Source organism: Pseudooceanicola aestuariicola (assembly GCF_045763785.1).
Lineage (GTDB): Bacteria > Pseudomonadota > Alphaproteobacteria > Rhodobacterales > Rhodobacteraceae > Pseudooceanicola.
The window spans coordinates 162,545-185,904 of sequence record NZ_JBJGSF010000004.1 but is presented as its reverse complement, the minus strand read 5'-3'; the positions used below and the strand labels follow the sequence as shown (position 1 = coordinate 185,904).

The 23,360-nt window shown below is 58.9% G+C and carries 24 protein-coding genes and 1 pseudogene; 11 read left to right on the top strand and 14 right to left on the bottom strand.

Annotated elements, in window-relative coordinates:
- Positions 1-34 precede the first annotated feature (34 nt).
- The 6 genes from ACI3GR_RS15780 to ACI3GR_RS15755 form a co-directional block, all read right to left on the bottom strand.
- Positions 35-1,912 carry a bifunctional sugar phosphate isomerase/epimerase/4-hydroxyphenylpyruvate dioxygenase family protein gene (locus ACI3GR_RS15780; protein WP_407495923.1) on the bottom strand — a complete coding sequence of 626 codons (1,878 nt, stop codon included), beginning with the start codon at positions 1,910-1,912 and terminating at the stop codon, positions 35-37.
- Positions 1,909-2,751, bottom strand: a complete 843-nt coding sequence (locus tag ACI3GR_RS15775; RefSeq protein WP_407495922.1) for a shikimate dehydrogenase family protein — start codon at positions 2,749-2,751, stop codon at positions 1,909-1,911. The genes ACI3GR_RS15780 and ACI3GR_RS15775 overlap by 4 nt, the downstream gene beginning before the upstream one ends.
- Positions 2,748-4,268, bottom strand: a complete 1,521-nt coding sequence (locus ACI3GR_RS15770) for a tripartite tricarboxylate transporter permease (RefSeq protein ID WP_407495920.1) — start codon at positions 4,266-4,268, stop codon at positions 2,748-2,750. Before ACI3GR_RS15770 ends, ACI3GR_RS15775 begins: the two co-directional genes overlap by 4 nt.
- The gene (locus ACI3GR_RS15765; protein ID WP_407495919.1) at positions 4,268-4,837 is read right to left on the bottom strand and encodes a tripartite tricarboxylate transporter TctB family protein; all 570 of its coding nucleotides are present in this window, start codon (positions 4,835-4,837) and stop codon (positions 4,268-4,270) included. The genes ACI3GR_RS15770 and ACI3GR_RS15765 overlap by 1 nt, the downstream gene beginning before the upstream one ends.
- 117 nt (positions 4,838-4,954) lie before the next feature.
- Entirely contained in the window at positions 4,955-5,950 is a 996-nt protein-coding gene (locus tag ACI3GR_RS15760) for a Bug family tripartite tricarboxylate transporter substrate binding protein (RefSeq protein ID WP_407495916.1), read from the bottom strand.
- Between the two features lie 125 nt (positions 5,951-6,075).
- Positions 6,076-6,984 (bottom strand): LysR family transcriptional regulator, encoded by a 909-nt coding sequence (locus tag ACI3GR_RS15755; protein WP_407495913.1) that lies wholly within the window; start codon positions 6,982-6,984, stop codon positions 6,076-6,078.
- A gap of 115 nt (positions 6,985-7,099) precedes the next feature.
- On the opposite strand from ACI3GR_RS15755, the gene ACI3GR_RS15750 reads away from it, so the two are divergent.
- From ACI3GR_RS15750 to ACI3GR_RS15740, 3 genes are all read left to right on the top strand, one after another.
- Positions 7,100-8,800, top strand: a complete 1,701-nt coding sequence (locus ACI3GR_RS15750; protein ID WP_407495911.1) for an FAD-dependent oxidoreductase — start codon at positions 7,100-7,102, stop codon at positions 8,798-8,800.
- Complete coding sequence (locus ACI3GR_RS15745; protein WP_407495909.1) at positions 8,797-9,603, top strand: sugar phosphate isomerase/epimerase family protein; 807 nt, start codon at positions 8,797-8,799, stop codon at positions 9,601-9,603. The genes ACI3GR_RS15750 and ACI3GR_RS15745 overlap by 4 nt, the downstream gene beginning before the upstream one ends.
- A gap of 75 nt (positions 9,604-9,678) precedes the next feature.
- Positions 9,679-10,695, top strand: a complete 1,017-nt coding sequence (locus tag ACI3GR_RS15740) for a LysR substrate-binding domain-containing protein (RefSeq protein WP_407495906.1) — start codon at positions 9,679-9,681, stop codon at positions 10,693-10,695.
- Positions 10,696-10,702: 7 nt separating this feature from the next.
- Here ACI3GR_RS15740 and ACI3GR_RS15735 read toward each other — a convergent pair whose 3' ends face one another.
- Together ACI3GR_RS15735 and ACI3GR_RS15730 are read right to left on the bottom strand one after the other, a co-directional pair.
- Positions 10,703-11,851: a muconate/chloromuconate family cycloisomerase gene (locus ACI3GR_RS15735; protein WP_407495903.1), complete on the bottom strand. Its 1,149-nt coding sequence runs from the start codon at positions 11,849-11,851 to the stop codon at positions 10,703-10,705.
- A gap of 93 nt (positions 11,852-11,944) precedes the next feature.
- Positions 11,945-12,814 carry an intradiol ring-cleavage dioxygenase gene (locus ACI3GR_RS15730; protein ID WP_407495900.1) on the bottom strand — a complete coding sequence of 290 codons (870 nt, stop codon included), beginning with the start codon at positions 12,812-12,814 and terminating at the stop codon, positions 11,945-11,947.
- A 250-nt stretch (positions 12,815-13,064) separates the two neighbouring features.
- Here ACI3GR_RS15730 and ACI3GR_RS15725 point away from each other — a divergent pair, with 250 nt between their 5' ends.
- Both ACI3GR_RS15725 and ACI3GR_RS15720 read left to right on the top strand, forming a co-directional pair.
- Positions 13,065-13,442, top strand: coding sequence for a hypothetical protein (locus tag ACI3GR_RS15725; protein WP_407495898.1), 378 nt, complete (start codon positions 13,065-13,067; stop codon positions 13,440-13,442).
- Positions 13,442-14,299: an alpha/beta fold hydrolase gene (locus ACI3GR_RS15720; protein ID WP_407495895.1), complete on the top strand. Its 858-nt coding sequence runs from the start codon at positions 13,442-13,444 to the stop codon at positions 14,297-14,299. The genes ACI3GR_RS15725 and ACI3GR_RS15720 overlap by 1 nt, the downstream gene beginning before the upstream one ends.
- Here ACI3GR_RS15720 and ACI3GR_RS15715 read toward each other — a convergent pair whose 3' ends face one another.
- The 6 genes from ACI3GR_RS15715 to ACI3GR_RS15690 form a co-directional block, all read right to left on the bottom strand.
- On the bottom strand, positions 14,300-14,689 hold the full coding sequence (locus tag ACI3GR_RS15715) for a tautomerase family protein (protein ID WP_407495892.1): 390 nt from the start codon (positions 14,687-14,689) through the stop codon (positions 14,300-14,302). It lies immediately after the preceding gene.
- Entirely contained in the window at positions 14,689-15,441 is a 753-nt protein-coding gene (locus ACI3GR_RS15710; RefSeq protein ID WP_407495889.1) for an HpcH/HpaI aldolase family protein, read from the bottom strand. Before ACI3GR_RS15710 ends, ACI3GR_RS15715 begins: the two co-directional genes overlap by 1 nt.
- A gap of 100 nt (positions 15,442-15,541) precedes the next feature.
- Positions 15,542-15,739, bottom strand: a complete 198-nt coding sequence (locus tag ACI3GR_RS15705; protein ID WP_407495887.1) for a hypothetical protein — start codon at positions 15,737-15,739, stop codon at positions 15,542-15,544.
- Positions 15,740-15,777: 38 nt separating this feature from the next.
- Positions 15,778-16,560: a fumarylacetoacetate hydrolase family protein gene (locus ACI3GR_RS15700; RefSeq protein ID WP_407495885.1), complete on the bottom strand. Its 783-nt coding sequence runs from the start codon at positions 16,558-16,560 to the stop codon at positions 15,778-15,780.
- 2 nt (positions 16,561-16,562) lie between these two features.
- Positions 16,563-17,015, bottom strand: coding sequence for a hypothetical protein (locus ACI3GR_RS15695; protein ID WP_407495883.1), 453 nt, complete (start codon positions 17,013-17,015; stop codon positions 16,563-16,565).
- Between the two features lie 152 nt (positions 17,016-17,167).
- On the bottom strand, positions 17,168-17,959 hold the full coding sequence (locus ACI3GR_RS15690; protein WP_407495881.1) for an IclR family transcriptional regulator: 792 nt from the start codon (positions 17,957-17,959) through the stop codon (positions 17,168-17,170).
- Between the two features lie 283 nt (positions 17,960-18,242).
- On the opposite strand from ACI3GR_RS15690, the gene ACI3GR_RS15685 reads away from it, so the two are divergent.
- From ACI3GR_RS15685 to ACI3GR_RS20150, 6 genes and pseudogenes are all read left to right on the top strand, one after another.
- Positions 18,243-19,508 carry an ABC transporter substrate-binding protein gene (locus ACI3GR_RS15685; protein ID WP_407495879.1) on the top strand — a complete coding sequence of 422 codons (1,266 nt, stop codon included), beginning with the start codon at positions 18,243-18,245 and terminating at the stop codon, positions 19,506-19,508.
- Between the two features lie 56 nt (positions 19,509-19,564).
- Positions 19,565-20,296, top strand: a complete 732-nt coding sequence (locus ACI3GR_RS15680; RefSeq protein ID WP_407495877.1) for an ABC transporter ATP-binding protein — start codon at positions 19,565-19,567, stop codon at positions 20,294-20,296.
- A complete protein-coding gene (locus tag ACI3GR_RS15675) occupies positions 20,283-20,993 on the top strand; it encodes an ABC transporter ATP-binding protein (RefSeq protein ID WP_407495875.1) in 711 nt (236 codons plus the stop codon). Before ACI3GR_RS15680 ends, ACI3GR_RS15675 begins: the two co-directional genes overlap by 14 nt.
- A gap of 20 nt (positions 20,994-21,013) precedes the next feature.
- On the top strand, positions 21,014-21,859 hold the full coding sequence (locus ACI3GR_RS15670; RefSeq protein ID WP_407495872.1) for a branched-chain amino acid ABC transporter permease: 846 nt from the start codon (positions 21,014-21,016) through the stop codon (positions 21,857-21,859).
- Between the two features lies 1 nt (position 21,860).
- Positions 21,861-22,868 (top strand): branched-chain amino acid ABC transporter permease, encoded by a 1,008-nt coding sequence (locus ACI3GR_RS15665; protein WP_407495871.1) that lies wholly within the window; start codon positions 21,861-21,863, stop codon positions 22,866-22,868.
- A gap of 119 nt (positions 22,869-22,987) precedes the next feature.
- Positions 22,988-23,089 (top strand): annotated as a pseudogene (locus ACI3GR_RS20150) (IS6 family transposase); the annotation flags it as partial.
- Positions 23,090-23,360 lie beyond the last annotated feature (271 nt).

Genomic DNA, 23,360 nt, shown 5'->3' with positions numbered 1-23,360 from the left:
TGGGAACAGATCCATTGATGTCTTCAAACACCTGTCACGCCAGCGGCATACCCTTTGTGCGGCCCAGTCGCTTTTGCGCGGCGATGCGGAACGGGGCATTCGGGGCGCCGTAGCCTTTGTATCCGCTGCGCTGCACGATTTCGAAGAAAAGTCCTTTGGAGGTTGGACGGCTGTAGAGCTGATAGAACTCCCCATCCTCGTCGGCATCGTACAACACCTGAAGCTGTTTCATCCGCTGCAGTCTGTTGGGATCGATGTCGAACCGACTGGCAAGATCGTCGTAGTAGTTGTCAGGGATTGGCAGCACTTCGAACCCGCGCTCGGACAGCGCGGCGGCCGTGGCAAAGATGTCCGACGTGGTCATGGCAACGTGCTGCACGGGTGCACCAAAGCTGTCCGCTAGGAACGAACCGGCGAGGGTTCGGTGCGTTTCGGCGCCATTCAGGGTGATCCGAAAGGCTTCTGTGTCTGCAGCCAGAGCCTGTGAGCGGACGAGGCCGTCAGGATCGACCACATCAACCATCGGCGCCTTCTCCATCTTGAAGAGAGAGGTGTAGAATAGCGACCAGCTTAGCATCTGATCGTAGGTCATTGTCTGCGCGATGTGATCGATGGACTTCAGGCCGACGCCCTCAGAACCAGCGGTGGTTGCTCCGAATTCGGTTTTCCAGACGTCGGCGTGGCTGTCGTCGAGAAAGTGGAGGACGCTGCCCCCCAACCCCCGGATTGCAGGAATATCGAGCTGCCCGCCCGCGGGTGCCTGCGCAAAGGAGCGGGAGCCCAGAGCCGCCGCCCGTGCCATAGTGTCGGTGGACGAAGATACCGCCAGCCCGATGTCACAGATCGAAGTGCCGTGCATATTGTAGGCAGAGCCAGCGAAATCGCCCTGTTCCTCGTTCACGACGATCCGAATGTCGCCCTGCTGCCAGAGTGTGATGGCTTTGGCCATGTGTTGCCCAGTCTCGCTGAAACCGAGCGCCATGAGCTGCGCCTTCAGCCGATCGCCTTCAGCCCCACGGGTGGCGAATTCGATGAAAGCCGTCCCCGCCATGCTCTGGCGGGCCGGAATTGCGGGCAGTTGAACGTCGATCTCCGGCTCGGCTCGGCGCACGTCGTCGAGAAGCGTAATGAGCGAGCGGTAGCCGTCTTTGGCGATGGTCTTGGCCGATCCCCCGCGGAACTGGTCGTTGAATATCTCAAGACTGACTGGGCCCGTGTAGCCCGCCGCCAGAACGGCACGCATGAAGTCGGTGACCGGCAGATCGCCTTCTCCTGGCATGTTGCGGAAGTGGCGGGACCAATAGAGCAGGTCCATGTCGATCTTCGGCGCATCTGCCATCTGAACGAAGAATATCTTGTCGCCGGGAATGCGCCGGATCGTTTCAGGATCGAGGCCGCGACCAAGGGTGTGGAAACTGTCGAGGATCACACCGACGTTGGGATGATCGGCACGGCGCACGATCTCCCACGCGTCGCGGTGATCGTTGACATACCGGCCCCACGCCAAAGCTTCATAGCCGATGCGCAGCCCGCGTTTGGCAGCCCGCTCGCCCAATTCGCGCAGGTCTGCGGCGGCGCGATCGATGCCGCCAAGCGCCTTGGGATGGACCGTGGAGCAGACGAGGATCAGATCAGCGCCGAGGTCCTGCATCAGGTCGAACTTGCGTTCAGCCCGGTCAAATGCCTTGGCGCGGACAGGTTCGGGCAGGCCCTCGAAATCGCGAAACGGCTGAAAAAGGCTGATCTCCAGTCCTTTGTCGCGGATGCGCTGACCGACGTCTTTCGCGCTGCCGGTATCCGTAATGAAATCCTGCTCGAAGATCTCGATCCCGTCGAAACCAGCCTCTGCGATGGCGTCAAGCTTTTCGGTCAGGGTGCCAGAGATTGAAACGGTCGCGATAGCGGTTTTCATGCGGCTTCTCCCAGGCTGAGGAGGCTGGACCGAAGGTTTTCTTCGTCAAGCCCGAGACCAGAGAACAGCGACCACGCGTGGACCCCCTGAAAGAAGAAGAGCTCCCACCCCGAGATGATGGACAGGCCAGCAGCTTCGGCGTCTGTCAGGAACTGCGTGTCGGTCGGGGTATAGACCGCATCGAAAGCCCATTCCGCGCCCGGCATTGCAGCGGCATCAAGCGGCGTGCCGCCGTAGCCGACCATGCCGACGGGTGTGCAGTTGATAAGACCCGTCGCGCCCTGTGCGGCCTTTTCCGCACTGATCCAAATGGAAACGTCCATGTCCGGAACGACCGTCTGCAAGGCGGCTGCCAGCGCTTCGGCCTTTGCCGGGTCGCGGTCGACAAGGCGCAGTTCGCGTGTGCCGAGACCGGCCAGACCAAAGGCCACGGCACGACCGACGCCGCCTGTGCCGATCATCAGAACAGGTCCGGTTGGCCGTTCGCCCCGCACGTTGCGGTAGGCGGCCATGAAACCGGAATAATCCGTATTGAACCCTTTGGGACCGTCCTCACCGAAAATCACCGTGTTGACGGCGCCAACGGCGCGGACCAGCGGATCGTCGACCTGTACTTTGGCAGCGGCAATCTCTTTGTAGGGATAGGTCACATTGATCCCGCGGAACTCACCTGCCGTGCAATCCGCGAAAACCTCGTCGAAGCTATGCCCAAGGTCTTTTGGCACAAGACGATCATATGTCACCTCGATGCCATTCTGTTGTCCGGCGATGCGATGGAGCATCGGAGAACGGGAACGGGCGATGTTATCGCCGATGAGGCCCAATTTCAGCTTGGTCATTGTTTTGCCTCCCGGCCGGAGCGTCCGAATACTTTTGCCTTAGCCTTGGTCCAAAGTGGGGTCTGCGACACGAAGATCAGGATCACTGCGACGAACAGAACCGTCGACAGCGGGCTTGTGAACACCCCATGGAAGAACCGTCCAAGGTCCTCACGTTCCGAGATGATCGCACGGCGCCAGTTATCATCCAGCAAACGCGACAGGATCACGCCAAGGATCACCGGCCCAAGCGGATATCCGTAGTGCCGCATGAAGTAACCGAAGAATCCAAAGCCCAGCATCCAGTAGACGTCCGTAAGCGAGTTGTTCACCGCATAGGCGCCCACAATCGACAAGAGCATGATCAAAGGGATCAGAACCGCTCGCGGCATTTCCACAATCTTGGTGAAAATCTTGATGCCGGTCAGACCAAAGATCAGCATGAAGACATTGGCCATGACCAATGCGCCGACGATGAACCAGAACATGTCCGGTTGGTCAATCATCAGCATCGGGCCAGGGTTCAGCCCGTGAATGAAAAGGGCGCCGATCATGATCGCGGTAACTGCGTCGCCCGGAATGCCGAGGGTCATCATGGGAATGAACGCGCCACCCACGGCGGCGTTATTGGCGGTTTCCGGGGCCACAAGGCCCTCCATCGCGCCATCTCCGAAGGGGCGTTCCGGCTCTTTGGTCACCCGCTTTGCGTGGTCATAGGCCATCAAGGCAGCAATGTCCCCGCCCGTGCCCGGCAGCGCACCGATCACAACGCCGATTGTCGAGGTTTGGACCGACAGCGGCAGGTGTTTCTTCACTGTCGAGAGCGAGGGGACAATGCGGCTGATCTTTTGCCGCACGGCGTCTTTGTTGACGTGATGCAGTTGCATCAGCGCCTCGGATACACCGAACATGCCGATCATGACCGCGATGAACGAGATTCCGCCCTGCATCAGCGGGATGTCGAAGGTGAATCGTTCGGTAAAGGTCAGCGGGTCGCGACCGACCGCGCCGATGGCGATGCCAAGCGCGCCGGCGAAGATGCCTTTGACCAAGCTGCCTGACGAGAGCGAGCCAACAAGAAGGATGCCCAGAACCGCCAGCAACATGTAGTCGCGCGGCTGGAATTTCAGCGCAAAGTCGGACACCAGCGGTGCGGCCACGGCCAACACGCCGATCCCGATAAAGCCACCGATGAACGACATCACGGTCGTCACGCCGATGGCGGTCCCGGCTTCGCCCCGCTTGGCCATGGGATAGCCGTCCAAAGCCGTGGCAATCGCCGACGGTGCGCCGGGGATGTTCAGCAGGATTGCGGTGCGTGACCCGCCGTATACTCCGCCCATGTAGATGCCGATCATCAGCGAGATCGCCGGATACACATCCCAAGAGAAGGTGAAAGAAATCAGGATCGAAACCGCCATCGTCACCGACAGCCCCGGGATCGCGCCGACATAAACACCGGCAAAAGTGCCAAGGCCCACCAGCAGCAGCAGTTGCGGCTGTGTGAAAACAGTCAGGAAAGCAAAAAGGGTATCCATCAGTTTGCTCCTGCCATGAGATTACGAATAGCCTGAATGAATTCCGCTTCGGGTACGATCCCGGCGGGGATCAGGACGGTGAAGACGATGCGGAAGATCAGCCAGATCACCAGCAGGCTTGCCAGCGCGATGCCGATCGTCCAGCCCCAGCTTCGCTTTCCGAGGAGCTTGATGGTGATGATCAGGAAGAGAGCCGATGTCGGCAGAAAGCCGAGCGGCACCAGAAGAAACCCGTAGGCGACCAGCAGCAGCGCAACCACCACGACCGTGCCGGGCAGGATGTCCTTGGCGACCGTCTCGCCAGCGACCCGCGGAAGACGCAGATCCCTGAGCAGGATAATCGCCGCGGAAATGACCATGACCAGCGTTGTCGCCAATGGGATCGAACGCGGCGAAGACAGCCCGTTCGGACCGAAGGAGTTCTCGATCCCCCAAGCGTTCCAAACAAGGATCAGACTGCCCGCAAGCATCAGCGCACCAAAGATCAGCTCTCCGGGTCTGCGCTGGCCTTCATATCCGCCGGGCGTTGCGTCGGATGTGCCGTCATGATGTTCGGTTTCAATCTGCATGAGGGTTCCCCTCTTATTCGCGCCAATGGCGCACCCTGAAACGTCAGGCGCCGCACCTCGGGTGGAAGTGCGGCGCCGACTTTTGGTCTTGGGCGTCAGGCGCCGGACTGCTCGGTATTACGGACGGGCGATGCCGAACTCTTCGGGCGATGCTTTGGTCAGACCAGCATCCTGCAGAAGCCAAGTCGTGCCCTGCTGCCATTTGGTCAGGAACGCTTCGGCTTCGGCACCGGAAATCGACATCATCGAGAAGCCGCGGTTGTCCATCAGCTCTTTGAAGTCAGCCGCTTCTGCACCCGTGGCGTAAGCTTCGGTCAGCTTGGCAACAACGTCATCCGGCGTGCCTTTTTTGACGAAGACACCGAAGAACGGGCCCCAAGGCAGGTAGGTGTTGTAGGCTTCGTTATAGTCGGTGACCGGTTTGACGTCGGGCAGACGCTCGTTGGCTGCCACGTCGACGATAGCCAGCGGCTTCATGTTGCCGGCGCGGATACCTTCGATGGCGGCACCCAGAACGGCGGGCATGACATCGATTGCGCCACCCTGAAGGGCGGTCAGCGCGGGGCCGTCACCGTCGTAGGGAACGGCGATCACATCAAGCTCACCCTCGACCGTGTTCATCATTGCAGTCACGACCGACGGCAGACCACCGGGGCCAGTTGCGCCGAACCGGACTTCACCGGGGTTCGCCCTGACGTATTCCATCATGCTGGCATAATCGTCAAATGGCGCATCGGGGCGGGCCACCAGGATCGGGGTGCCGCGGGCCAGAATGTTGATGGGGGTGAAATCGGTGTAGTCTTTGTCGCCCAGACCCATGACTTTGTAGAGCAGCGGGTTTTCCGCACCCATCAATAGGGTATATCCGTCGGCGTCCTGACCTGCGACATGGTTCAGCGCGATCGCGCCAACGCCGCCGGTCATGTTCTGCATGACCACGGTGCCACCCAGTGCTTCTTCGGCATGCGGAGTGACGGAACGCATCACAGTGTCGGTAGAGCCGCCGGCCCCCCACTGGATGATGCCCTGAATTTCCTTGGACGGATAATCGGCCGCGACTGCGGTCGAGGCCACGACAAGCGCCGATACGGCGCCGAGTACGAAACGCTTCATAAGGTTCCTCCCGTTAAAGCTTATGGACGCAGACCTCCCCCGCATCCGGTATCGGCGGTATGCGTCGAACGCAGCCATAACGTCAAATATGAATTTTGCGCTATCATTAACATCAAGTTATTTTCCTACGACCAGTTCGCTCCGGCCTCCGCCAGCTCCTTGCGGAACTGCTGAATGCTGAACTCGGCAAAGTTGGACAGCACGCGATCTTTTTTGGTCACGGCATAGATGTCGATGAACGTCTCCTCGACGATCGGTTTCCGGACAACGCCCGGCATGTAAACCTCGGCCACGGAAAATTCGTCGATCAACGCCACGCCCAGGCCATGTCGGACAAGACTGACGATGGTCTGTGCAAAGCGTCCGCGCATGGTGTGCCGCACATCGATACCTGCTTCGCGGAAGGGGCGCGACACGATACGGCCATAGGGATCGGAGGGATCAATTCCGACCAGCGGTTCTTTGGCCAGGTCATGCACCGATACCGAACTTTGTTCTGAAAGCGGATGATGTTCAGGCAAGATCGCGACGACGCGACCATGCGCCAGCTTTTCGCTTTGAATGCCGGGGTTGTGAATGGCCGAACTCATGATCACGAATTCGCCGCGCTCTAGCAGGAGGTAGTCTGCCGTCTCTTCGATCTTCAGGATGTTCAGATCGATATAGAGGTCCGGGTATCGGGCCCGGATCGTCCGCAGCGCGCGTGCCGCAATGAATTGCGCAACCGACGGGGCAGAGGCGAAGGACAGCTGAACCTCTTCTCCCTTCTGGAGTGAATCGAGCGCGGCCTGAAGGTTCTCGACGCCTTTGTAGACCTCCCGGATCTGATCAAAGACCTTACCCGCTTCGACGGATGGCACGAACAGTCCCGCGCGCCTTTCGAACAGGCGCAGGCCCAGTGTTTCTTCGGTGTGCTTCACAAGTCGTGAAATGCCGGGGGCCGAGACGCCAAGATGTTCTGCTGCTCCGCTGATCGTCCCGCGCAACATGACCGCGCGGATCACTTCGACCTGTCGTAATGTGATTTCCCGCATCTCAACCTCCTCACCGATGCGGCCAGTTAACCTAATGTTACGCAATTCAGCAAACAAGCATTTGACGTTATCGCATTCTGGCGGAAAAACCGGGTTGGCGTTGGAGAGGGGCGATATGGTTAAGCGCGGCGAGGAATGGGACGAAACCTGCGATCTGCTGGTCGCGGGGTCCGGGGCCGCGGGCCTATCGGCTGCATTGGCCGCCGCCCGCCGAGGGCTGTCGGTCATCGTCGCTGAGAAGGCGGATGTCATCGGTGGCACGACTGCATGGTCCGGCGGCTGGATTTGGGCCCCTTGCAATCCCGTCGCACGTCGCCATGGGTTCGACGAAGATACCAGCGGCCCGCGCGCATACCTTGAAGCGGTGCAGGGGAATAACTTCAACCCGGATTTGGTCGACGCCTTTCTTGAAACAGCACCCGAGGCGATTGGTTTTCTTGAGGGTGCAGGTCTGGAATTTGAATGTGGCGCGCGCATTCCGGATACCTACGGACACCTCCCCGGTGCCGGGACGGGCGGCCGATCGGTGATCGCCGCGCCCTACGACGGGCGGAAGCTTGGCACCGATATTCGCCTGCTCCGTCGGCCCCTGCGCGAAACCTCTTTCATCGGTATGACAATCCAGGCCGGTGCCGACCTTCGGGCTTTTATGACGGCGACGCGCTCGGTTTCCTCTGCACTCCATGTTACGCGACGGCTGGGCTGGCACCTGTGGTCGCTGGCGCGGCACGGGCGGGGGATGGAGCTGCGGAACGGCAACGCGCTGGTCGCCCGGCTTATGCAGGCCTGTCTGGACGCGGGGGTGATCTTTCGCACCGGAGCTTCCGTCGCGAGCCTTGAAACAGAAGGTGCCAGAGTGATCGGAGCCATCCTTGAAGGCCAGACCGGGACGCGCCGGGTTCAGGCGCTTCGCGGCGTGGTGCTCGCCTGTGGGGGCTATCCGCATGACCTGACCAGACGTGCGGCGACCTTTCCCTGCGCAGATCAGCACAGCACCCTCGCCGTGCCGACCGCGACAGGTGACGGGTTGCGCCTAGGAGAAGACGTCGGCGGACATCAGGCCATGGACCTTGCCGCTGCGGGTGCGTGGTGTCCGGTGTCAGAGGTCAGCTGGCCAGATGGATCGAAGGGCGTCTTTCCGCACATCATTGAACGTGGAAAACCGGGCGTGATCGGTGTGCTGGCGTCTGGCCGACGGTTCTGCAACGAGGGGCTTGGTTATTACGACTACGTGAAGGCGATGTTCGATGCGGTGCCCGAAGACGCGCCGGTCGAGTCCTGGCTGATCTGCGATCATCGTTTTATCCGGCGCTACGGTCTGGGGATTGTACGCCCCGCGCCAGTGCCGCTGCGGCCTTGGCTGCGTTCGGGATACCTGATCCGTGGTGCGACGCTTGAAGATCTGGCCCGCAACTGCGGGATCGACCCAAGCGGATTGGCCGACACCGTCGCGCGTTTCAACATCGGCGCGGCCAGAGGCGAGGACCCTGAGTTCCACCGTGGCACCTCGAACTACATGCGCCTTCAGGGGGACCCGGACGTGACGCCCAACCCCTGCCTCGCCCCGATCAAGTCCGGACCGTACTATGCGGTACGCGTCATCCCGGGCAGTTTCGGCACGTTTGCAGGCCTACAAACGGACGGTGCGGCGCGTGTTCTGGACGACGCAGGTGGTCCGATCCCCGGCCTTTACGCAGCAGGCACTGACATGGCGAGTGTCATGGGTGGACACTATCCCGCAGGCGGCATCAACCTTGGCCCGGCGCTGACCTTCGGCTATATCGCAGGCCGCCATGCTGCGGAGAGCGTAAATTGACCCGTCGCTTATCCTTGGCTCATCTGACGGCCATCGACCTCCCGCCGCCGGACCTTATCCGCGCAGCCGCTGATGCTGGTTTTGACGATGTGGGCTTGCGGCTTATCCGTGTAACGGAAACCAGCCCCGGCTATCCCCTGATGGACGACCCGGCGATGATGTGTGCCACCCGAGGCGCCCTGCGGGAGACAGGGATTGGCGCCCATGACATCGAGTTCGTCAAAATTGAGCCCGATACGGATATCGCCGCCTTGGACCGGTTTCTTGACGCGGGTGCAGAACTCGGCGCGAAAGAGGTCATCACGGCCCCCTACGATGCCGACCTCTCTCGCCTTGCCGACCGTCTGGCAGAATTGGAAGAACGCGCGGTCGGTCGTGGCCTTGGCGTCGTGCTGGAATTTTTTCCATGGACGGTTGTCCCGTCGCTTGAAGCGGCCATAAAGGTCGTGACGGCAGCTGGGCCAAAGATCGGTATCCTTCCTGACAGCCTTCATTTCGACAGATCGGACAGCCAGCTTGAAACGCTCGCTGCGCTGCAGCCAGAACGCCTACGCTTCGCTCATCTCTGCGATGCGCCTGTTCATCCGCCTTATTCGACCGAAGATCTTTTGTTTGCCGGACGGGCTGAGCGTCTGCCTCCGGGAGAGGGAGGGATCAATCTGACAGCCTTCCTAGATGCGATGCCGCCAGATCTACCTCTCGCGGTCGAGGTTCCTATGACGCAGAGAGCTTCAGAGCGCGGACCTGCAAGTGTCATCGCGGATGTGATGACTGGGACGCGCAGGTTGCTGGGCCTGTCATAAAGCAAGCTGAGGCGATATTTGCCGACTGTGGTTGTCGGCCAACCTTTGAGACGGAATAAGTCAGGTAGTTTCAACTTGTCATCGCGCGACAACGGCGAGTGGCTTCGACAACCTGACAGTGTCACCGATCGTTTTCGTGCATTTTGTTATGACAAAAGGCGTATTGGATATTTGGTTTCGATACCTGATTTGGTATACGCAGCCATGGAAATTCGCCGCCTCAAATACTTCCTCGCTGTCGCAGAAGAGCTTCATTTCGGCCGCGCCGCATCGAGGCTTGAAATAGCGCAGCCACCCCTCAGCCGTCAGATCGCTGCGCTTGAGGCGGATATAGGCGCGCAGCTTTTCGATCGTAGCCGCAGCCAAATCCGGCTGACGCAGGCGGGCGAGGTGTTCGAAGGACATGCCCGCGCGTTGATAGACCGGATGGAGAATGCCTATCGCGAAACTCGTCTGGTCGGAGAGGGCGGGTTGGGACGCCTGCGGATCGCCTTTGTCGGGTCGGCGTCTCACGGGGTTTTGCCGACGCTGATAAAATCCTACCGATCGCATTACCCCAAAGTAGAGCTTGCGTTATCGGCCATGAACAATGCCGGGTTACATTCGGCAATCATCCAGCGGGAGATCGACATCGCCGTTGCCCGGCCTGATCTGCATGACGACGAGCTGCGATCGGTGCCCTTGGCGCATGAAGACCTGGTTCTTGCCATTCCGGACAATTCCGAACTGGTCGACCGAAAGGAGATCCTGTTTTCCGACCTTAAGGATCAGACTTTTATCTTGTATCCGCGCCGTCCACGGCCCAGTTTCGCCGATCACATCCTGTCGATTTGCCACGACGAAGGGTTTGAGCCGTCTTCACTGGAATTGGCGCAGGACTTTCAGACGGCGATCAGCCTTGTTTCGGTTGGCGTTGGAATTTCCGTCGTTCCGGAAAGCGTCGCCCGGACGTCTCGGCCGGGAGTGTTTTACAGACCCTACGTTGGGAAAAATCCGGGTACTGCGCTGACCATTCACGCCCGTCGCGACAACCAGTCACCGCAGGTCATGAAGTTTCTGGACGTCGCGCGGAAATTCGTCCGGTCCAAGTGACCTCAGGTTAGCGGCGGGTCGCGTCGCGCAGGGCGTCTTGATCCACGGTAAAGCCAAGCCCGGGCGCTTGGGAAAGCTCGACGTGGAAATCCCGGAACGTCAGACCGGAGGTTATAAGGTCCTGTTTGAGGATGCGCGGGCCAAAGTGTTCGCAGCCCCATTCTAACTGTGGCAGGGTCGAGAAAACGGCCAGATGCGCCGATGCGCCAATGCCGCTTTCCAATAGGCAGCCGCCGTAAAGTTCCATTCCGAAGGCCTGCGCGACCCCGGCGGCGCGTTTCATCTCCAATAGCCCACCGGATTTGACCAGCTTCAGCGAATAGACGCTGCCCGCCGCCGATTGGGCGTTATGAACAAGCTCCTGCGTCGAAAACGCGGCCTCATCCGTCATTATGGGGATCGCGGACCGGCGCGCGACGCGGGCTGTGGCGTCGATCAGGCCGGGACGCAGGGGCTGTTCGATCAGGACTATACCCATTTCTGCCAGTTCCGGGATGTAACGGATCGCGGTTGCTTCGGACCAGGCTTGGTTGACGTCGACAACCACCTCTGTTCCTTGGGGCATGGCGCTGACAAGCTTGCGCAGGCGGATCATGTCTTGGGCGGGCTCGAAGAACCCTAGTTTGATCTTAAACCGACGGTGTTCCCGCGCGGCCAGCTTGGCGTGGGCCTCTTCGATTTCCTGATCCGCATCGCCAGAAGCAAGAGCCCACAGCACCTCGATCTTATCGCGTACCCTTCCGCCCAGAAGGACCGTGGCTGGCAAGCCAAGCGCTTTGCCCGCCGCGTCGTAAAGCGCACCCTCAACAGCGGCGCGAGCTGAGGTGTTGCGGCTTACAGCTTTTTTCATCCGCTGCGCGGTTGCTTCGAAATTCAGGGCTGGCTGGTCCAGCAGGGCAGGGGCCAGATAGGTGTCGATATTTGCTTTGATCGCCTCAACACTTTCTTCCGACCAGCGCGGGCCACCTAAGGTCGAGGCCTCTCCAAACCCTGTCGTGCCATCTGCAAGGGTGACTTCGACAATCACGAAGGACTGATGGGTGATTTCAGTATTCGACAGTTTGTGGCGCCGGGTGGTCACGCAATCGACGATCCGCGTGTCGATAGACTTGATCGCGGTGCTGCGGTCTATCTGCCGGTCAACTTCGAGGACCATTGCGTTTTGCGGGTGTAACACGTGTCGTATCCTTGGACCCAAAATCCTGCGCACGGCAGGTCGACACCGTTTGGCACGGCGTCGACCCAGTTCTTATTCGGCGGCAAGCGCGACGGCCTGGTCAGCGAGCATGAAGTCGAACTTCACGTAAAGGTCAGTGCCGTGATCTTCTGTGCCTTTCTGGAAGTCACCAATCAGGTTTTCCTTCACGGCGAAGACAGAGTCGTTGTCGAGATAGTCGGACGACGAGTCGTACAGTTGCGAGATCAGTGGGCGGTAGCCTTCTTTGTTGATGACCACGTGGATATGTCCGGGGCGCATGGTGTGGTGGCCCATGTAGTTGATCATCTCTCCAGCCGTCCAATCCGATGGAATCGGATAGGGCACAGGCCGGATCGCGCGATAGGCGTAATATCCGTTTTCGTCCGTTTCGAACCGGCCGCGAAGGTTATAGTCGGGCTGGTCCGGATCATGGTTTTCATACAGCCCGTTCGGCGCGTCTTCCCAGACGTCGATCATGGCGCCGGCAATTGGCGCGCCGTTTGCATCACGAACAAAGCCTTCGACGAACACCGACTCTTCATCGTCGTAGTGTTTCTGCACGATCGAAGCGCCATGCGGCAGAACCGGTGCGTTTTCGCGGAAGAACGGACCAAGTACCGTGCCGGTGGTTTCGCCATTGGGCGTGGGGTTCGTCAGCATGTCTACCAGAACCTCAACGCCGAGGATATCGGACAGCAGGATGAATTCTTGTCTCTTGTCGGTGCAAACGGCACCGGCGCGCGCCAAGAAATCACAAGCCTGCATGAATTCGGGCGTCGTCAGGTTTACGTCTTTGCAGAAGCCATGCAGGTGCTTCACCAGCGCCGTCATGATTTCCTTTTGCCGCGCGGGAATTTCGTTTGTCGCGCCGATGGCTTCGACGACGACGTCGGTTACGTTATCTACAGTCACATTACGCATCTGGGGTTCCTCCTCGGTGCTTTTCTCTTGGGCTTCGTCGCTCCTCCTGTGAATGACGCCTGCCCGAAAATGACTGGTAGACTGTGCACAACGCGGCCTTGGGATGGAAGCCGGGACGTGGGTATCAGCCGATACCCCAAACGCCTTTAAAAGCGATCCATAAGGGTATCGATCCATACCTTTCACCTGTTCCATATTGTCGTCACAGTGCCTGCGCTGTCAGGCAAAGACCAAGTGGAGGAGGCGTTTGATGATCGACACAATGCACGATATAAAAACCGAGCTGGAGCGCAGCCCGCATCTGCACAGGCTGGGCGCATTGTTTTCCGAAACAGTTCTGATCAAGGTGGATGGACAAGAGTTCTATCTGGTCTTCAAAGAAGGACGGATTGATCGTGTCGTCGAAGGGCCGTCGAAAAAGACGCCCTATCGCTTCGGTTTTGTGACAGATGCCGAAGCGCTGCGTGCCTTCTGGACCGCTACGCCTGCGCCCGGCTTTCACGATATTTTCGCCATGGTGAAAATTGGCCGCGCCGAGATCGTTGGCGATATGCTTTTGCTGGTGAAGAACCTGCGGTTCTTCAAAGAGGTTTTGGCCCTTCCGCGCGCCAGAACACAGGTGGCATGATGAGCATTGAACAGATCATTGGCCGATATGTCACCGTCAACGTCGGCGGGCGCGAACAACGGATTTATTTTGAAGAGGCCGGGCAGGGGCGGCCCGTTTTGTGCCTTCATACGGCAGGGTCAGACACTCGCCAGTGGCGGCATATTCTGAACGATGCAGAGATCACGGCGGACAATCGTATCATCGCCTTCGATATGCCATGGCATGGCAAAAGCCTGCCGCCAGAGGGGTTTCAAACCGAAGAGTATTTGCTGACCACCGACATCTACATGGAAACCGTTCTGGCGGTCGCGAAGGCGCTAGAACTGGATCGGCCGGTGTTGGCGGGGGTGTCCATGGGGGGACGGATCGCCCTGCAATTGGCCGTTCATCATGCGGAGAAGTTTTCCGGGTTCCTCGCCATCGAAGCGAGCGATTTTCAGCCCGCCTGGTATGATATTGACTGGTTCCATCGTCCGGATGCCCATGGGGGCGAGATGGGGGCGGCGCTGGTGTCGACGAATATCTCTCCTCACGCTCCCGAGGCTGAGCGCTGGAACACATTATGGATGTTCTTGCAATCAGGGCCGGGCGTGTTCCGGGGAGATCTGAGTTTCTATACTCAGGACGACAGTCTTGTGGGGCAATTAAATAGCATCGACACTAACATTACGCCGGTACACTTCATCGTCGGCGCATACGATTTCACTTGTACGCCCGAAGACGCCAAGCGCACGGCGGATCAGATCGAGGGTGCGACCCTTGCGGTCATGGATGAGGTCGGACATTTCCCGATGAGCGAACACCCCGAAGGCTTCCGACCCTTTTTCATCGACGGCCTTCGCCTTATGCCGCGCATATCTGCTGCGGCCGAATGATCACAACGCTCCTGTCAGGAACTGCGGCTGGCCCATCCCAAAAGACCAGTCGCTTTCTGAGACGGGAACGAGGTTAATCATGACATCTTCAGGACGGATTCCGCAGTCGCTTTGCAGCCGTTTGGCTATCAAGGCGAAAAGCGTCTTGCGCGCCGACAGGCTGCGCGGGGTCGTGGTGATCTGGATGACAATGACCTGGTCGCTGCGGTCAAAGCCAAGGCCCACATCCTGAATGATCATCTCGTGCGTTTCGTGCTGGGTGACGATCTGAAACCTGTCGTGGGCGGGGACGCCGAAGGCCTCGACCACGCAGGCATGAAGCGTGTCGCAGAGCTGGGTCACCTCTGTTTTGCTTCGGCCCCGAATAAGGTCGATCCGAACCAGCGGCATCAGAGCCTCTCGGTCAAGCCGCGTTTCAGCGCGACCATATCCACATCGCGGGCGACGAAAGTTGCGCCGGCGTTCTCGACCTGATCGGCAAAGGCCGGGTCGGCGGACAAAAACCCCGCTGGCTTGCCCGCCGCAATGATACGTTTGATGGCAGAGAGCGTGGCGTCGATCACCTCTGGATGGCTGGCTTCGCCCACGTGGCCAAGTGCGGCAGCAAGGTCGGCGGGGCCGACGAACAACGCATCCACGCCCGGGACTGCACAAATCTCTTCAATGGCATCGACGGCCTCTAACGTTTCGACCTGAACGATCAGCGCGATCTCGTCACGCGCTGCCTTATGATACCCTTTGATCGACGCGAACCCTGTCGCCCGCGTCATGCCTGATACGCCACGGATGCCCATGGGTGGATAGGTCACGGCAGCAACCGCGGCGCGGGCGTCTTCAGCTGAATTGACCATGGGGACCAAAATGGACTGCGCCCCCAAATCCAGCAACTTTTTGATCTCGGATGCATTGTTGGACCCGGGCCGTACGATCGGTGAGACGGGGTAGGGGGCCACTGCTTGAAGCAAAGGCAAAACGGCCAGCGCATCAAGCGCCGAATGTTCGGTGTCGAACAACATCCAGTCATATCCCAAGGAGGCGCTCATCTCGGCCACCAGCGTATCGTTTATCGTTGCCCAAAGGCCGTGCAGCACACGGTCCCCGGAAAGTCCGCGTTTGAATAGGTTGGGTTTGAGATCGGTCACGGCTATGTCCTGAAGGGGAAGACTGTGGTGAATGTCGCGGGCCCCATCGATGCGAAGAGGTTCGCGGTCGTTGATTTGAACGATACAAAGGCCCGTCGGTTCATTGTGACTTCGCCCGGGTGTTTTCCAAGACCAGTTCAAGAATCGCGGCGATGCCGGCCAGCGTCGCACCATTGATCGGACATTCGGGATAGTTCAGGTGCTTGATCTGGCCGGGTTCCAGCAACAAATGGCCGAACATGATCCGGATCAGGCTTAGGCTCCACTCTTGTCTAAGGTTCAGAAATGTCAGGGTCATTTTTCGATCTTGGGCATTATGACTTCGGCGCGTAGCGATCATTCAAAGCTCACACCGATGGCGCCGAGATTTCCGTAGTCGGCAAAGATCACGTCTCCGCTGGCAATATCGACGGGTCGGGTGAAGGATCCGCCCAGCACGATATCTCCTGCCTGTAGACCGTCATCCAAGGCAGCGAGCTTGTTCACCAACCAAGCGATCCCTGCGGCGGGATGGCCCATGATCGCGGCTGACACGCCGGTTTCTTCGATCACGCCATTTTTGGATAAAGTGGCGGGAATCCAGCGCAGGTCCACGTCGAAAGGCCGGAAGATCCGGCCCCCCATGACGATCGCCCCATAGGCCGCGTTATCGGCAATTGTGTCCGTGATCGCGCGGGGCACTTCGGTACGGTAGTCAATGATTTCGAGTGCGGGGGTGACGTATTCGGTAGCCCGCAGCACATCATGCATCTGGCAACCCACGCCCTTGAGGTCATCCGCCATGACGAATGCCAGTTCGGTTTCAATCCGCGGCTTTATGAAGGTGCCCGCCGGGATCCGGGCGCCGTCGTGAAACAGCGCATCATCCAAGATCACACCGTAGTCCGGCTCTGTCATCTTCGAGGCCATTTGCATTGCCCGCGACGTCAGTCCGATCTTGCGTCCGACAATCTTGGCGCCTCTGGCGATCCGGGCATCGGCCCATCTGCGCTGGATGTCATAGGCATCCTCAAGCTGCATCTCCGGCCATTGTTTGGAGGGCTGGACGCAAGGCACGCGTGAAGTTTCGGCCGACAGGATTGCCTCTGCGGCCGCTTGTCTTTGATCGTCGTTCAACATGGTCAGACGGCCTGTACAGCAGCAGCGGCAATTGCCAATGCGGCGGCCCCGGTGCCCAAAATGATCACGGCAGTCGTAAAGAGCGTTACGTTCGCATCGCTTTCACCGATGATAGGCAGCATGAAAGGCGGGACGCCGTCGACTTGATCGACCAGATCGAGATCAAGACCAAATTTCCCACGCAGGAAAACGGCCGTCCAGAAACCGCCATAGGCGCAGGCGGCGAGGATTGCAGCAAGCCAGATGTGCCAGGTCACGCCATTGGCTGTCCAGATCAGGGCCAGTGCGACGATGCCGATATAGACGTACGACATCACCTGCCACACGCAATGAAACCGGCCATGAGCGGTCCATGATTTGTTGTACCAATGCGTCTTGTTGCTATCGAACAAGAACGGAATTGCGCTGTAGCCAAGCGTGGCAATAGTCAGCAAAATTTTAGCGGTAAGTAGCAATGGTCCCTCCCATTTTCAGACGCCTTCCCCTAGGCGACAAGTGTATCACTATGCAGTATAGTGTACTGAAAAATGGAATGCGCGCGAAGTGCTGTCAAGGTATCTTGCGATACCTGAGCGGTATTCCAAGTCAGCTGCGGGCTGTGTTGGGGTTAGATCGACTTGCCGAAAGTCGCCTGCATTTTGCGACGAAAGGCCAGAAGGGCGGCCTTTGCATCCTCTTCGCGGCGCTTGAATCGCGCTGCGGGCATGGCGATCGAAATGGCCAGTTTCTGCCCGCCGATCTCGGGAAGGGTCGTTGCGACGGCACAAGCGTCGATGCCGAATTCCTCGCGGTCGATATAAAGCCCGACCTCGCGAAATGCATCGACCTGCGCCATTACGGCCTTGGGGTCAGTCAGCGTGTTCGGTGTCATTCGTTCCAGCGAGTCACCCAAAAGCGCGAGCGCCTCATTCCGCGGTATTTGCCCAAGATGCGCCTTGCCATTCGCCGTGCAATAGATCGGATGCCGCCGCCCGACAAAGGAAATTACGCGAATATCCTCATTCGAAGCGATCTGTTCGATTACCAAAACTTCCCCGTGATCTAAGACAGTTAAGTCAATGTTGTCACCGATTTCGCGGTGCAATTCCTCCATCAGGGGCATCAGTAAGGATCGGGCGTTCAAGTTCACCTTGGCGCCTAGTCGGGCCAGTTCCATGCCAAGGTGTACGCCCTGCTGCCCAAAGGTCTTGGTCAGCAAGCCCTCAGATGTCAGAGATCCGACAAGCCGCTGGACAGTCGACCGTGCCAGACCGGTGTCCTTCGCGATTTCGCCCAAGCTGGCGCCCGGCCGATCGGCCACCGCGCGCAAAACCGCAATGGCGCGTGAGATCGACTGGCTGTCTCCAGCCCGCTGTTTACCTTCGGCCACCTTTGCGCCCTTCGTCACCACATGAACCATCTGGTGCTACCCCCTGTACCACGCCTTAGCAAGGTTTGGCGTCCCCTCGATCCTGACTAGGGTCGGGCGTTTGGAAAATACGTATTGACACCACCGCTATATGTACCTCAATTCGATATATTGTACCAAATAATGGTACAATAGTAGATAAGCGACCTGTGGCCATCGTGCTCCGGTATCGGCTGATACCTTTGCGTGGGGCGGTGCGTGGAGCAGGTTGCGACCAAGGGGGTGTGACGGGAGGTTGTCGCACACCCGTGTGACGAATAGGGAGGAAACCAACGTGATCACACGTCGTAAGTTCATGAAATCCACGGCAGCAACCGGGCTGGCTGTCGGCGCATCGGGGCTTGCGCTACCCGCCTATGCGCAGAACCGCCCGATCAAGATCGGCTTCGTGACGCCGCAAACTGGTCCTTTGGCTATTTTTGCCGAACCTGACGCCTTCGTGCTGGAGCAGTTCAAGAAACAGATCGGCGATGGCATCATGATCAACGGGGCAAAGCACCCGGTCGAGTTTATCGTCAAAGACAGCCAGTCATCTTCGAACCGTGCATCGTCTGTGGCGCAGGAGCTGATCTTTGAGGACGAGGTTGATTTGATCACCGCGACCGCCACGCCCGACACAACCAACCCAGTTGCCGACCAGGCCGAACTGAATGGCGTGCCCTGTGTCACGAACGACACCCCGTGGCAGCCGCACTTTTTTGGCCGTCAAGGCGATCCGGCCGTGGGCTTTGAATACACCTATCATTTTTTCTGGGGACTTGAGGATATCATTTCCGTGTTCATGGGGATGTGGGATCAGGTTGGGACCAACAAGGTTGTAGGCGCACTGTGGCCCAACGATCCTGATGGTAACGGCTGGTCGCATCCTGAATTGGGCTTCCCTCCGGTTATGGCCGAACGTGGCTACACGCTGGTCGATCCCGGCCGATATCAGAACATGACCGACGATTTCAGCGCGCAGATTTCTGCCTTCAAGGATGCAGGCGTTGAGATTGTGACCGGCGTGCAGATCCCGCCAGATTTCACGACCTTCTGGACGCAGGCTGCACAGCAGGGCTTTCATCCCAAGGTCATGCAGGCCGCAAAGGCAACCGAATTCCCCCAAGCCATTGCGGGTCTTGGTGACCGGGCCGAAGGGCTCTCGGTCGAAGTCTGGTGGTCGCCGCACCACCCCTTCTCTTCGTCCTTCACGGGGCAATCCAGTCAGGCGCTGGCCGACGCCTACACGGCCGAAACGGGGGCACCCTGGACGATGCCTCTGGGTTTCAAGCATTCGCTTTTCGAAGTGGCTATCGATGCGCTGAGCCGGTCCGAGGATCCGACCAGCCCAGAGGCGATTGCAAAGGCAATCGGTCAAACGAACCTCGACACCATTGTGGGCAACGTGAACTTCGGTGCGGGTCCAGTGCCGAATATCGCCAAAACCCCATTGGTCGGCGGTCAGTGGCGGATGCAAGACGGCAAGCCGGTGTTGGATATCGTCGAAAACGGGGATCACCCGAACATCCCGTTGACCGGCGAGATGAAGCCGATCGCCTGATCACGCGAAAAGAGGCCGGGCGGCATGACCGTCCCGGCCCCCATCGAGGCCATTCAATGACCACACTTCTTTCGCTTTCGGGCGTAAACAAGTCGTTCGGGGCACTCACCGTCGCGGACGATGTCACCTTTGATCTGCCACAGGGCCAAGCGCTTGGCATCATCGGTCCAAACGGGGCGGGGAAATCCACGCTGTTTAACCTCATCGGCGGCGCGTTGAGCGTGTCCTCTGGAACCGTGACGTTCCAAGGCCGCGACATCACCAGGGCCAAAGCCGCAGATCGGTGTCATGCCGGGATCGCCCGGAGTTTTCAGATCCCGCATCCTTTTATCGGGATGAGTGTTTACGAAAACTTGCTGGCTGCGGCGCAGTTTGGCAACGCGGGGTTCGCAGATCCGACGCAGGCCTGCCGGGATATTCTGGATCGTACTGGGTTGTTGCCCAAGGCCAATCGACCGGCGTCCTCGCTGACGTTGCTGGAACGGAAGCGTTTGGAACTGGCCCGCGCATTGGCGACCGGGCCGAAGCTGTTGCTGCTGGACGAAATCGCAGGCGGGCTAACCGAGGCAGAGTGTCACGAACTGATCGCGACCATCAAAGATATCCACGCGAGCGGCGTGACGATCATCTGGATCGAACACATCGTGCACGCGCTTCTGGCCGTGGTCGATCACCTGATGGTCATCGACTTTGGCAAGATCGTCGCGAGCGGCGACCCGCGCCGGGTCATGGACGATCCGATGGTTCAGGAAATTTACATGGGAATCTCGGTCGATGACGCTGCTTGAGATCAAGGACCTGACGGCCCACTACGGCGACTTTCAGGCGTTGTTCGGGATTAATATGGCCGTGCAGGAGGGCGAGACCGTCGCCATCATCGGGGCCAACGGCGCGGGAAAGTCCACCTTTCTGCGGGCCGTAACGGGGCTGCATTCCACGCGCGGACAGCACATCGTTTTTGACGAAACACCCATCGCGGGCAAGGGCGGGGACGCCATTCACAAGGCAGGCCTTGCCATGGTGCCTGAAGGGCGGCGGTTGTTCCGGTCACTGAGTGTCGAGGAAAACCTGTTGATCGGTGCCGCGGGCAAACGCAAAGGACCGTGGTCGCTGGAAGAGGTTTATCGGCTTTTCCCTGATCTCGTGGCGAAAAAGCACAACCCCGGCACTGCCTTGTCGGGAGGGCAACAACAAATGGTCGCCATCGGCAGGGCGCTTATGTCGAACCCCAAGCTGTTGCTTTGTGATGAAATCAGTCTGGGTCTGGCGCCAAGGATCATCAAAGACATTTATGACGCCGTTCCCCAAATCCGCGAACGGGGAACATCAATTCTGGTGGTGGAACAGGACGTGTCACAGGCGATGGCCGTGGCAGATAAGGTGTTCTGCTTCATGGAAGGGCGCGTGACCTTGTCCGGCGCGCCGTCTGAGCTGTCTCGTGAACAGATCGCCAAAGCATATTTCGGAATGGGGGAGGCCGCCTGATGGTCTGGATCAATGCAATCATGCAGGGCGTTCTGCTGGGGGGGTTATACGCCCTGTTCGCCGCCGGGCTTAGCCTGATGTTCGGCGTGATGCGATTTGTGAACATCGCACATGGGGATTTCATTGTGGTTGGGGCCTATGCGATCCTTTTCTTCATCATATCATGGGGGCTGCCACCGGCGATCGGTGTTGCGCTGGTTGTCGTGCTCATGGCTGCCGCTGGCTATCTGAACCAGAAATTCCTTTTGAACCGCGTGCTAGGCAAGGACATCTTACCTCCGATCCTTGTGACCTTCGGCATGTCCATAATTATCCAGAACGCCCTGCTTGAAGCGTTTTCGGCGGACAGCCAGAAGCTGCCAACCGGCTGGCTTGAAACGTCCTCAATTCCGCTGACCGATGAACTGGCGATTGGGTTACTGCCGCTTTTGATGTTCCTGACCGCCGTCGGCGTGATCGGAGCGCTTCAGGTGGTGTTCTACAAGACCGCCCTGGGCCGGATGTTAAGAGCAACTTCGGACGATCCCGAGATTCTGCCGCTTATGGGCGGCAACCGGGCCCATACGTTCGCAGTGGCAACGGCACTGGCATCTTTGGTTGTGGGTATCGCGGGTATCTGGCTGGCGATGAAAACCAACTTCGACCCTGCCGCGGGGCCAGCGCGTCTGCTGTTTGCTTTCGAGGCAGTCATTATTGGCGGCTTGGGGAACCTCTGGGGTACGCTCCTTGGTGGGATCATCCTTGGGGTTGCACAGGCTGTGGGGGCGCAGATCGATGCGGGATATCAAATTCTTGCCGGTCATCTCGCCTTTCTTGTCATTCTAATTGTCCGGCCGACCGGATTGATGCCGAAGGTGGTGCACTGACATGGCGACGACCGATCTTGGAAACTTGGAAAACCGCGCGTCGCTGGCGCGACTGATTCCGGCAGCGATCCTTTTGATCGCCGTTATGGCTCTTGCAGTCGCGCCATGGTGGGCGGGCCGCGCAGACCTTCGGCTGCTGATGGAGGCGCTGGCCTATCTTGCGCTGGCGCAGATGTGGAACTTGCTGGCGGGATATACCGGTCTCGTTTCGGTTGGACAGCAGGCTTTCGTCGGGCTTGGGGGCTATCTGTTCTTTGCCTTCGCGATCTTTGGCGGCTTGCCCGTGATCGCGGCGATGGGGGCCGCCGCGGTGCTTACGGCCCTAATCGCGCTGCCGACCGGTTGGATTGCCTTCCGGTTGAACGGCGCTTACTTCGCCATCGGCACCTGGGTGATCGCCGAAGTTTTCCGCCTGATCGCCGCACAGGTCGGTGCCTTGGGCGGAGGGTCTGGAATTTCGTTGCCAGTCCAAATCGTACGCGGCCTTGGCGATCGGCAAGCCATAGAAATGACGATGTATTATATGGCGTTCGGGATCGGCATATCCTCGGTCCTATTCGTCTGGCTGCTGCTGCGGTCAAAATGGGGCCTTGCCCTGACAGCGATCCGCGACAGCGAACTTGCGGCAGAGACGATTGGCGTAAACACCCGTCGGGTGAAGTTCCTGATCTACGTCGTAACCTCTGGGATTACCGCGCTCGCAGGTAGCTTTATCTTCTTGCAAAAGTTGCGGATCACGCCCGAAGCCGCCTTCAGCCTGAACGACTGGACGGCTTTCGTGATATTCATCGTCGTCATCGGCGGGATTGGCACGATCGAAGGGCCGATCATCGGTGTGATTGTATTCTTCGCACTTCGCGAAATCGCAGCGGACTGGGGATCGTGGTACCTGATGCTGATGGGGGCCATCGCAATTGCCGTCATGCTTGTAGACAAACGCGGTTTGTGGGGTTGGGCCAAGCACCGGTACGGATTGACCATCTTACCGACGGATCGAACGCTGGATTAACACGGCCGTGGAGTGGTGCGAGCGTTGCTTTGTCAGGGTGCTGACGTCGCAGGGCCGTTGTAGTTCAGCACCATGTTAGCCATCGAAAATTTGTCGCGGATCACAGGCTTCCGTAGAGTGTCGTCCGGATCAATGGCAAGACACTTTGGCTGCGGCATACGGTTGATGCGAACGGTGACATCCTCGACATTCTTGTCCAATCTCGGCGAAACAAGGCCGCCACCACGTGAGATACGATGCGTTCGACTCGTGGGTTGGCTATGTCACAGTGTTGGCCGCCTGAGTGACAAGTTTTGCGCCAAGCTGAGTCTGGGCGGCAACACCCTGACAAAGCCCCGGGGTTTGATAGTCCGCTCGGTCAACTGGGCTATCACAGACTAGGGGCTGACACGGCACGGTTATCTGTGGCGGCTTCTGCGGTAGTGAAATCTCATGAGAAACAAGCCCCAGTGACGTCTCGGTGTGCTATTCGATAGGGGGCAAGGGGCCAGC

What these genes read in the sequence shown, in the direction of transcription:
- ACI3GR_RS15705 (WP_407495887.1), bottom strand. Translation starts at nt 15,739, where the DNA reads ATGACCCTGACATTTCTGAACCTTAGACAAGAGTGGAGCCTAAGCCTG.
- ACI3GR_RS15700 (WP_407495885.1), bottom strand. Translation starts at nt 16,560, where the DNA reads ATGTTGAACGACGATCAAAGACAAGCGGCCGCAGAGGCAATCCTGTCG.
- ACI3GR_RS15675 (WP_407495875.1), top strand. Translation starts at nt 20,283, where the DNA reads ATGACGCTGCTTGAGATCAAGGACCTGACGGCCCACTACGGCGACTTT.
- ACI3GR_RS15730 (WP_407495900.1), bottom strand. Translation starts at nt 12,814, where the DNA reads ATGCGTAATGTGACTGTAGATAACGTAACCGACGTCGTCGTCGAAGCC.
- ACI3GR_RS15775 (WP_407495922.1), bottom strand. Translation starts at nt 2,751, where the DNA reads ATGACCAAGCTGAAATTGGGCCTCATCGGCGATAACATCGCCCGTTCC.
- ACI3GR_RS15770 (WP_407495920.1), bottom strand. Translation starts at nt 4,268, where the DNA reads ATGGATACCCTTTTTGCTTTCCTGACTGTTTTCACACAGCCGCAACTG.
- ACI3GR_RS15765 (WP_407495919.1), bottom strand. Translation starts at nt 4,837, where the DNA reads ATGCAGATTGAAACCGAACATCATGACGGCACATCCGACGCAACGCCC.
- ACI3GR_RS15725 (WP_407495898.1), top strand. Translation starts at nt 13,065, where the DNA reads ATGATCGACACAATGCACGATATAAAAACCGAGCTGGAGCGCAGCCCG.
- ACI3GR_RS15670 (WP_407495872.1), top strand. Translation starts at nt 21,014, where the DNA reads ATGCAGGGCGTTCTGCTGGGGGGGTTATACGCCCTGTTCGCCGCCGGG.
- ACI3GR_RS15760 (WP_407495916.1), bottom strand. Translation starts at nt 5,950, where the DNA reads ATGAAGCGTTTCGTACTCGGCGCCGTATCGGCGCTTGTCGTGGCCTCG.
- ACI3GR_RS15680 (WP_407495877.1), top strand. Translation starts at nt 19,565, where the DNA reads ATGACCACACTTCTTTCGCTTTCGGGCGTAAACAAGTCGTTCGGGGCA.
- ACI3GR_RS15735 (WP_407495903.1), bottom strand. Translation starts at nt 11,851, where the DNA reads ATGGTCCTCGAAGTTGACCGGCAGATAGACCGCAGCACCGCGATCAAG.
- ACI3GR_RS15755 (WP_407495913.1), bottom strand. Translation starts at nt 6,984, where the DNA reads ATGCGGGAAATCACATTACGACAGGTCGAAGTGATCCGCGCGGTCATG.
- ACI3GR_RS15780 (WP_407495923.1), bottom strand. Translation starts at nt 1,912, where the DNA reads ATGAAAACCGCTATCGCGACCGTTTCAATCTCTGGCACCCTGACCGAA.
- ACI3GR_RS15690 (WP_407495881.1), bottom strand. Translation starts at nt 17,959, where the DNA reads ATGGTTCATGTGGTGACGAAGGGCGCAAAGGTGGCCGAAGGTAAACAG.
- ACI3GR_RS15665 (WP_407495871.1), top strand. Translation starts at nt 21,861, where the DNA reads ATGGCGACGACCGATCTTGGAAACTTGGAAAACCGCGCGTCGCTGGCG.
- ACI3GR_RS15750 (WP_407495911.1), top strand. Translation starts at nt 7,100, where the DNA reads ATGGTTAAGCGCGGCGAGGAATGGGACGAAACCTGCGATCTGCTGGTC.
- ACI3GR_RS15715 (WP_407495892.1), bottom strand. Translation starts at nt 14,689, where the DNA reads ATGCCGCTGGTTCGGATCGACCTTATTCGGGGCCGAAGCAAAACAGAG.
- ACI3GR_RS15720 (WP_407495895.1), top strand. Translation starts at nt 13,442, where the DNA reads ATGAGCATTGAACAGATCATTGGCCGATATGTCACCGTCAACGTCGGC.